This is a genomic window from Nocardia pseudovaccinii NBRC 100343 (assembly GCF_001613225.1).
Lineage (GTDB): Bacteria > Actinomycetota > Actinomycetes > Mycobacteriales > Mycobacteriaceae > Nocardia > Nocardia pseudovaccinii.
This window is the reverse complement of the sequence record NZ_BDBY01000024.1, coordinates 42,158-51,159: the sequence shown is the minus strand read 5'-3', so window position 1 is coordinate 51,159 and position 9,002 is coordinate 42,158. Positions and strand designations below refer to the sequence as shown.

The window sequence follows — 9,002 nt, the reverse complement described above, 5'->3', positions numbered from 1 at the left end:
TGCCCAGCTCGGCGCCGAGACCGCGGCGCGCGCCCAGGAGCTGTATCGCGAGGTGCTCGAAGACGACGAGCGGACAGCACATGTGCTGTCCGCGATCATCGCATTGGAGGGCTGCACTCGGGCCTACTGCAGCGCGGGCGTCCGCGATACCGAAGCCGCGACGCTCACCATCGCCGCCGGGCATCTACGTGCGGTACTCCGTCCTCACCCCGGCCCGTAGGTCAATACCGCGGTGATCACGAACCAGATCACCCACGCGAAGGCGATGAGCATGCCCGCCGCCAGCGTGATGCGCATGAACGCCCGCCCCATATCCATATCGCCTGCCTGTCGCGGATACAGCTTCCACGGGCTGTACCACGGCGCCTCGATGACCAGGGGCGACGCGTCGGCATCCTTTTCGGCCCGCGCCAGCTCCTCGGCATAGGCCTCCGCCTGCGCCTGGTTCGGGCCGCCGTGCCACAGGGTGATATCGATCGGGCCGAGGAAGCCCTCGTTGACCAGATCCTGCGGGGCCGGCAGGGCGGGCAGGATGCCCAGGCTGCGGAAGGCCACCGCGACATCGTTGGCCGTCCACAGGTGGATGTTCTTTTCGGCATCGGCCAGCGTCTCGAAATAATGCCGCAGCCGTTCCGGATCGCTGCCGAGGATCACATCGAAACTCGGATCGCTCCACTCCTGTTTGACCGACAGCTCGGCGCCGCGCAGCGGCACGATCAGCGCGACACCGTGCACCGCGCGTTGACCGAGACCGCGCGCGGCAAGCCAATTCTGCAGTGCGAGTGTGTGTTCGCGCGATCTGTCCAGCGGGGTGCGGCGATCGCGGGCCTCGCTGGCGATCGGTGCGCCGGAGATGGTCCACGGACCGCTGAGCGACACCTCCAGCACGCCGTCCTGACGCGCGACCAGCGCCTCGGCCTCGATCACCACGCAACTGGTCGGGGTCCAGACCACCGCATCGAACTGATGCAGCCGATCGTTGTGGAACAGACTGCAATTCACCGTAGCGACGCCATGCGGGCTAGCGGGATCCTTCCAGGTGCGCAGCCAGTCGATCAGCGCCCGCTCGGCATTGGTGCCTGCCGGGTTCTGTACTCGCACGAGCATTCGCGACCGCCCTTCACGTCATCACTCGATGGTGGCAAGGATACGGACAACTCTGCCCGGTTCGCCGCGCCTATGACCAGACGCGGCGTGTCACTGCGGTTGTTCCGCGGCGATCTTTCCAGCCCGCACCGCATCGACCAATTCGGCGTGGTCGGCCTCGGTCCGATCGGCATAGCGAGCCGCGAACCGCGCGACGGCATCCTCGAAGGCCTCGTCACTGTCGAAATACCCGGCGAGCAGGCGCGGATCGAGGGAACGCGAATGTGCGCGAGCCAGTAGCGCACCGGCCAGCCTGCCGTAATCGTCGAGATCGTCCGAGGACAGCTCGGCCGGATCGATACTGCCCTTCATGTTGCGGAACTGGCGCACGGTGAACGGTAGTTCGCCGGTCTCCAAGCGCAGTGTGGTCCAGCCGAGCAGGATATCGGTCTCGGACTGAACCAGCCTGGCGCCCCGCACGATTCGCTCACCCTCATGCGCGGGCGGCGGCGCGGGCAGGAATGGCGCGAGCGCCGAGGAGTTGGCCTGTTTCAGCTGCAGTACCAGAGCCTCGCCATCATTGCCGTGCAACAGTGCGACATAGCTGTGCAGTCCGACGCTTCCGGTTCCGACAATGCGGAAGGCGGTGTCGGACACCGCGAATCGGGCCAGCAGATTGCGCCGGGACTCGCGCAGGGTGTCGCCGTAGCGCTCCAGCCCGTCGATGATCTCCTCGGCGACCTTTGCGTCGACCGCCGTGAGAATCGGTGGGTCACTGACGAATCGGTGCTTGCTGATCCCGGTCTGGTGGTCATCCAGATGTTCGGTCCACTTTTCGACCACCTTGGCGCTGGTGTTCTTGCGCGCCTTCTTCGCAGCCTTCTTGAAGTCGTCGAGCAGATCATCGGCCCTTGCCCTGCCGATGATCGACTCGTCCGGCAGCGCGCTCCACGATTCCATGAACGGTTGCTCGGCGAGATGATCGATGGCGAGGCGATAGCTGCGGGCCGCATCCCGCGCGGCCCGCAGGCAATCGTCTTCGGCCGCACCGCCTTCGCGGCCCGCCAGCACCAGACTGGCCGCGAGCCGCTCCAGATCCCACTCCCACGGGCCGACGATCGTTTCGTCGAAATCGTTGATGTCCATGACGATTTCGCCGCGTGGCGTCCCGTACAGACCGAAATTCGCGGCGTGCGCGTCGCCGCAGATCTGCGCGGGCACGCCGGTGTCCGGACTGCCCGCGAGATCGGCGGCCATCAACCCGGCCGCACCGCGATAGAAGGTGAACGGCGAGGCGAGCATGCGACCGACCCGCAACGGAACCAGATGCGGTAACCGACCGGCATTGCTCGCGGCGATGAAGTCGAGCACGTCCGGTCGCGTGGACCAGGTGACCGCTCGATCCCGGGCACCGACCGGAACCCGCTGCCGCAGCGCCCGCCCGCGGGCGCGGACGTCCTCGGCAGGAAGATACGAGCGAAGATCAATACCACCGTCCAACACAACGGTCCAGATTAGTCAGACGCGTGCGGGAACGCCGAAGCCCGGGTTCGCGCTCAGGTAGCGGGCACCGCGGGATCGACGGGTGCGATCGGCAATCGCAATGCGCCGGGGGCGGCTGCGGGCACTGTCGGATGGTTCGGGGCGACGGGGGAGATCCGCTGATATGCCGAGCCCAGTTCGGGGCGCGGATCGGCCTCGTTCCTATTGGGCCAGAAGGCCATTGCGCGCTCGGCCTGTGCGGTGATCGTCAGCGACGGATTGACACCGAGGTTCGCCGTCACCGCCGAACCGTCCGCGACATGCAGCCCGGGATGTCCGAATACGCGCTGATATGGATCGACCACACCGGCCTCCGGACCCTCGCCGATCACACAACCGCCGATGTAATGCGCGGTGGCCGGGATATTCAGCACATCCATGATCAGGCCGTGGGTATCGCCGTTCACCTTGGCGCCGAACCGGCGGCCGATATCGTGCGCCAGCGGAATCCAGGTCGGATTCGGTTCGCCGGTGCCCTGTTTGGTCTTCAACTGACCGCGCTTGCGGTAGGAGGTCAGCGAATTGTCCAGTGACTGCATCACCAGCAGGATCACCGACTTCTCCGAGGCATGGCGGGCATTGAGGCTGCGCAGGAAGACCAACGGATGCAACACGATTGCCAGCAGGAAGCGCAGGAATCGGAACGCCCCGCCGTCCACGATCGGCACCGACATCGGGAACAGCGCGTTCTGCCCCTTGCCGTAGTGACAGACCTCGATGTGGGTATCGGCCTCCGGATGGATCGAGGAGGTGATCGCGATGCCCTCGGCGAAATCGCGGCGCGAGCGGCTCACCACATTGAGGATCGCCTCGGAATTGCTGCGGGTCAGCTCACCGAGGCGCGGCGACAGATCCGGCAGTATCGCCTCGTCGCGCATCTTGTGCAGCAACTTCTGCGTGCCGAGCGCCGCACCGGCGAATACCACCTGCTCGGCGGTAAATGTCTTGCGCTGCTTGCGGATCCAGCGATCGGAGCGCTCGGTCTCGACCGCATATCCGCCGCCGGACAGCGGCCGCACCGCGGTCGCGGTGGTCAGCGGATGTACCTCGGCACCTGCCTTTTCGGCCAGATACAGGTAATTCGTCGTGGTGGTGTTCTTGGCGTTGTTCGGGCAGCCGGTAAAACATTGCGCGCAGTGCACGCAGCCGCGGCGGTGCGGGCCCGCGCCGCCGAAGTAGGGATCTTCGACCTCGGCGCCCGGATCGGTCTCGTTGAAGAAAACACCCACATTGGTCGGGTGGAAGGTATGGCCGACGCCCAGATCGTCGGCGATCTCCTTGATCACCTCGTCGGCGGGTGTCATCCGCGGATTCGGGGCCACGCCGAGCATGCGCTGCGCCTGGTCGTAGTACGGCGCCAGTTCGGCCTTCCAGTCGGTGATATGGGCCCACTGCTTATCGGTGTAGAAGTTCGGCAGCGGCTCGTAGAGGGTGTTGCCGTAGATGAGCGAACCACCACCGACGCCCGCGCCGGAAAAGACCGCGCATTTACCGAGCACACTGATCCGCTGCGGTCCGGTCAAACCGAGCCGCGGTGCCCAGATCGATTTGCGCACATTCCAATTCGTCTTCGGAATATCCTCGGCGGGCCAGCGCCGTCCGGCCTCGAGCACGCCGACCCGGTAGCCCTTCTCGGTCAGGCGCAGCGCACTGACGCTGCCGCCGAATCCGGAGCCGATCACTACCACGTCGTAGTCGAATGCTGGCATGGTTTCCCTCTCTGAACCGTGCGGCAACCGTATGAGATGGTTCCACACTCATTCTGTCACCCGGGTCGGTGCGGTGTATCGCACAGCGGGTAGGTACCGAAAGTCTGCGCGACCGGCGTGCCCGGATGGCGTGAACCGGGGTCGGTGCGGTATGCACGGGCTGTGACAACCGAATCGGGGAAAACGGAACCGGGCGAACGCGCCGGCTCCGGCGCGGGCAACCCGGGAAAAGCGGGCGATCCGGCCGCGGGCGGCGTCTTCGCCGACCGCATCTTCACCGTTCCCAATGTCCTGAGCGTATTGCGACTGGCCGGTGTGCCACTTTTCCTGTGGTTGCTGCTGGTGGTGCGTGCCGACGGCTGGGCTTTCACGCTGCTGGTGCTCAGCGGCGTCACCGACTTCCTGGACGGCAAACTGGCCCGGCTGCTCGACCAGTCGTCGCGACTCGGCGCACTGCTCGATCCGTTCGTGGATCGGCTGTACCTGGTGACCACGCTGGCCGCATTCGTGATCCGCGGGTTGCTGCCCTGGTGGGTCGCGGTGATCCTGATCGGCCGCGACGCCGTCCTTACCTTGACTCTTTCGGTGTACAAACGCCGCCAACTGGATCCACCCGAGGTCATCTACCTGGGTAAAGCCGCCACCTTCGCGCTGATGTCGGCGCTGCCGTGGTTGCTGGCCGGTCAGATGGATTGGGCGCTGGCAGGTTTCGGTCGTGCCTTCGGCGGGGCATTCCTGGTCTGGGGCACGGCGGTGTATGTGTGGACCGGCGTGCTCTACATCTGGAAGGCTTTCGCCGTCGCGCGAGCGATACCGGCTGTGCCACACCGCAGTGAGTAGCGATTAGAGTTGCGTGGAACCCGCTGGCGACTGCTTGCTGGTCGCTCGAGAAGGTCAGCACGATGAAAGGACGGCCTGTGACCCAGACCCCCGAGGATCTGCGCTACACCGAAGAGCACGAATGGGTGCGGCGGATCGGCCCGACCCGGGTTCGGGTGGGCATCACCGACTACGCCCAGTCTCAACTCGGTGACGTTGTGTTCGTGCAGTTGCCGGAGGTCGACAAAGATGTGGCGGCCGCAGACAGTATCGCCGAGGTGGAATCGACCAAGAGCGTGTCCGACATCTACGCTCCGCTGGCCGCGAAAGTCGTTGCGGTGAACAATGTTCTGGACACGGAGCCGGAAACGCTGAACACCGATCCCTACGGCGATGGGTGGATCTTCGAGCTCGAATTGAGCGACGAGGCCGGTGTGGATGCCGCGCTCGGTGAACTACTGGATGCCGCAGGTTATCAAGGAGTTATCGGGGGCTGACCCAGCCTTCCCAGTTCTACCTGCACGGGTACGCCCTGGCAGGGTACGGTCAATGCCAACAGATGTGCCGGTGCTTGGCAGCCGGTGTTCTAGCGTCAGGATCCCCAGGTCGTGGCGGTGAAGGCAGCACCTGCTTGCATGGATAATCAGGTTCGAGGAGGAGAGAAACGGTGAGCGAGAACAAAGACCCGGGTTACGGGGAGACCGCGGCCGAGACGACGTCGGTCTTCCGCGCGGATTTCCTGAACGAGGTCGACGCGTCGCGCTCCGCTGAGGCGACCGGCGAACAGCCGGTCCAAGGGGTCGAGGGTCTGCCGGTTGGTGCTGCCCTCTTGGTCGTGAAGCGAGGCCCGAATGCGGGCTCGCGGTTCCTGCTCGATCAGCCGACCACGTCGGCGGGCCGCCATCCCGACAGTGACATCTTTCTCGATGACGTCACCGTCAGCCGTCGTCATGCCGAATTCCGGCAGGACGACGATTCCTTCCAGGTGGTCGATGTGGGCAGCCTCAACGGCACCTACGTCAACCGGGAGCCGGTGGACTCCTCGGAGTTGCAGAACGGTGACGAGGTTCAGATCGGCAAGTTCCGTCTGGTCTTCCTCACTGGGCCCCGGGTCCAGCAGAGCGATTCGTCGGCGGGTGCGGGCAGCCTGTGACATCAGCGGCACGGATTTCGCGTGTCGGCAGTGTTGACAGGGAAGAACGCTGTGTCATGAAAGACTCGGTGCTATGACGGGCGCGGCGCAGTGGGCTCGCGGAGGCATGTCGATCGGCTCCGTGCTGGACCTGCTGCGACCGGATTTTCCGGATATCACCATCTCGAAGATCCGTTTCCTCGAGGCAGAGGGGCTGATCCGACCCGAGCGCACACCGTCGGGTTATCGCAGGTTCTCGATCGCGGACTGCGAGCGGCTCAGATTCGTGCTGACCGCACAACGTGATCAGTACCTGCCCTTGAAGGTGATCAAGGAGCAGCTCGAAGCGATCGACAGCGGTGCGGCGACGCTCGGTGTGCGGGAAGCCCGCGCCCGGGCGCACTCCGGCCGCAACGGTGCGCCGGAGTCGGGGCTTGCCACGCCCGACTCCGAGCTCATCGCCACACCGGCGCCGCACCACGGGGCTCGCACTGCGGCGCCGCGCAAACTCGGCGTCGTGCCCGGTGAGATCTCGCCCGATGAGCTGCGATTCGATCACGAAATCCGGCTCACCCGGGCGGATCTGCTTGCCAGGGCCGAGATCGATGAGAAATTCCTCGCCGATCTGATCCGAGCGAATCTGATCACCCCCGGCGCCGCCGGTTTCTTCGACGAGGATGCGGTGACGCTGGCCAAAACCGCCAAGGCGATGGCCGAATTCGGCTTGGAGGCACGGCATTTGCGTGCCTTCAAGCTGGCCGCGGACCGCGAGGCCGCGCTGGTCGCGCAGATCGCTGCCCCGATCGCCAAGAGTCGCGATGCGGGTGCGCGCGCACGTGCGGAGGAGACGGTGCGGGAGTTGGCGGCATTGTCGCTGACCTTGCATACCTGCCTGGTGAAAGCATCGGTGCGGTCCTCGCTCGGCGGCTGAGTTCGGCGGGTGCATCCGAAGTTCGCTTGCGTTCCAGACGGACAACACGCCGATTTCGGCTGTGCACAGGGAATGCTGCACGCCTCGAGGTTCGCTTAGACTCGTGGTACGGCGAGCTCTGCAGCGGTCATGCCGGGCGGCCGGCGAGTCATTGGGAGGCAGTGCGATGAGTGAGATGCGCGTAATCGGCATTCGTGTCGAGCAGCCACAGAACCAGCCCGTGCTGTTGCTCCGCGAGGTGTCCGGAGACAGGTATCTGCCGATCTGGATCGGGCAGGCCGAGGCGACCGCGATCGTGCTCGAACAAGAGGGGGTGACCCCGATCCGTCCGCTGACTCACGATCTGATCAAGATCTTGATCGCCGACCTCGGGCACACCCTCAAGGAAGTACGGATCGTGGATCTGCAGGAGGGCACCTTCTACGCGGATCTGGTCTTCGAGAACGATCTGCGGATCTCGGCGCGGCCGTCGGATTCGGTAGCGATCGCCTTGCGGGTGGGTTGCCCCATCTATGCCGAGGAGCCGGTGCTCGAGGAGGCGGGGCTGGTCATGCCGGACGAACGCGAGGACGAGGTGGAGAAGTTCAAGGAGTTCCTCGAGTCCGTTTCGCCGGACGATTTCAAGGCCACCGATAGCTGAATCTTTGGCCGCGCCTTCGGCGCGGACGCGAGACGGGCCGCGAACGTCGCTCGTAAGACTCGCTCCGCGGTGGTCGAGTTCGCGGAGAACGCGAATTCTCTACTGGCCCTAAAGGAAAGGTCGAGACTCTTACCGCGCGTCGCGTTTGGTCGGATGATGCCGCTCCCGGGACAATCAGGGGGAGTAATCTCGATAGTTGGGCCACGTCCGTTATGGCCGGTCGTTGGTCGTGACGGAGCCGGGTCATCGATGAGGCAAGGCGTCGGCGAAGCAAGGGAGTGGTCAGTGGCAGAGCAATCGCAGGATGTGGTACAGCCAGGCCTGTTCCCGGATGATTCGGTGCCCGACGATTTGGTCGGCTACCGCGTACCCAGCGCATGCCAGGTGGCCGGGATCACGTATCGGCAGCTCGACTATTGGGCGCGGACCGGACTGGTCGTGCCCTCCATCCGAGGTGCAGCGGGCTCGGGCAGCCAACGGTTGTATTCGTTCAAGGACATTCTGGTCCTGAAAATCGTGAAGCGACTATTGGACGCGGGCATCTCGCTGCAGAACATCCGCATCGCGGTCGATCATCTGCGCAGCCGGGGCGTGCAGGATCTGGCTGGTATCACGCTGTTCTCCGACGGCACCTCGGTGTATGAATGCACCTCGCCCGAGGAGGTAGTCGATTTACTGCAGGGTGGGCAGGGCGTCTTCGGAATCGCGGTCAGCGGCGCCATGCGGGAACTGACCGGAGCCATCGCCAACTTCCCGGCCGAGCGGGCGGTGAGCGGCAGTGCGAGCGAACGCCCGGAGGACGAACTGTCCTTCCGTCGTAAGGCTCGGATGAACCGGAAGACCGGCTAGGGATCGTGTCGAGTGCCCGTCGCTGCTGCGGCGGGCACTTCTCATATGCACCGGAGTGATGAGCGCTACACGCCCATCCGTGGTCCGGTGGCGTCATTTATTGCGCGCGCGGCATAAACTAGCCATGCGTCGCCGCCGTGCGGGAGAGTTCCGGACTTCACAAGAGTCCGGGCGCCGAAGGAGCAGCACCTCCCCGTCAATCTCTCAGGCAAAAGGACCGTACGGGCTTCGACGTCTCTGGAAAGTGGTGTTTGGCGCACAACGCGGCGATCGCCCGCCCATGGGGAAAGGGGT

The 9,002-nt window shown here is 64.9% G+C and carries 10 protein-coding genes and 1 riboswitch; of the genes, 7 read left to right on the top strand and 3 right to left on the bottom strand.

What is annotated here, in order from left to right; translation table 11 throughout:
• The coding region (locus NP3_RS48885) for a hypothetical protein (RefSeq protein WP_169814431.1) at nt 1-220 on the top strand (220 nt) is incomplete at its 5' end.
• Here the strand turns inward: NP3_RS48885 and NP3_RS02800 are convergent.
• From NP3_RS02800 to NP3_RS02790, 3 genes are all read right to left on the bottom strand, one after another.
• On the bottom strand, nt 205-1,107 hold the full coding sequence (locus NP3_RS02800; RefSeq protein WP_063037424.1) for a nuclease-related domain-containing protein: 903 nt from the start codon (nt 1,105-1,107) through the stop codon (nt 205-207). The two genes, NP3_RS48885 and NP3_RS02800, sit on opposite strands and share 16 nt — an antisense overlap.
• Nucleotides 1,108-1,197: 90 nt before the next feature.
• The gene (locus tag NP3_RS02795; protein WP_063037422.1) at nt 1,198-2,589 is read right to left on the bottom strand and encodes a DUF2252 domain-containing protein; all 1,392 of its coding nucleotides are present in this window, start codon (nt 2,587-2,589) and stop codon (nt 1,198-1,200) included.
• Nucleotides 2,590-2,642: 53 nt separating this feature from the next.
• Entirely contained in the window at nt 2,643-4,337 is a 1,695-nt protein-coding gene (locus tag NP3_RS02790) for a GMC oxidoreductase (RefSeq protein WP_063037420.1), read from the bottom strand.
• Nucleotides 4,338-4,607: 270 nt separating this feature from the next.
• Here NP3_RS02790 and NP3_RS02785 point away from each other — a divergent pair, with 270 nt between their 5' ends.
• The 6 genes from NP3_RS02785 (at nt 4,608) to NP3_RS02760 (ending at nt 8,708) form a co-directional block, all read left to right on the top strand.
• Complete coding sequence (locus NP3_RS02785) at nt 4,608-5,177, top strand: CDP-alcohol phosphatidyltransferase family protein (protein ID WP_063037448.1); 570 nt, start codon at nt 4,608-4,610, stop codon at nt 5,175-5,177.
• A gap of 77 nt (nt 5,178-5,254) precedes the next feature.
• Nucleotides 5,255-5,653: a glycine cleavage system protein GcvH gene (gene gcvH / locus NP3_RS02780; RefSeq protein ID WP_174566163.1), complete on the top strand. Its 399-nt coding sequence runs from the start codon at nt 5,255-5,257 to the stop codon at nt 5,651-5,653.
• A 170-nt stretch (nt 5,654-5,823) separates the two neighbouring features.
• A complete protein-coding gene (gene garA / locus NP3_RS02775; RefSeq protein WP_040689879.1) occupies nt 5,824-6,309 on the top strand; it encodes a glycogen accumulation regulator GarA in 486 nt (161 codons plus the stop codon).
• Between the two features lie 73 nt (nt 6,310-6,382).
• Nucleotides 6,383-7,219 (top strand): transcriptional regulator FtsR, encoded by an 837-nt coding sequence (gene ftsR, locus NP3_RS02770; RefSeq protein ID WP_063037416.1) that lies wholly within the window; start codon nt 6,383-6,385, stop codon nt 7,217-7,219.
• A gap of 166 nt (nt 7,220-7,385) precedes the next feature.
• A complete protein-coding gene (locus tag NP3_RS02765; protein ID WP_063037414.1) occupies nt 7,386-7,859 on the top strand; it encodes a bifunctional nuclease family protein in 474 nt (157 codons plus the stop codon).
• Nucleotides 7,860-8,108: 249 nt separating this feature from the next.
• A complete protein-coding gene (locus NP3_RS02760; protein WP_040689886.1) occupies nt 8,109-8,708 on the top strand; it encodes a MerR family transcriptional regulator in 600 nt (199 codons plus the stop codon).
• A 130-nt stretch (nt 8,709-8,838) separates the two neighbouring features.
• Nucleotides 8,839-8,938: riboswitch (glycine riboswitch) on the top strand.
• Nucleotides 8,939-9,002 lie beyond the last annotated feature (64 nt).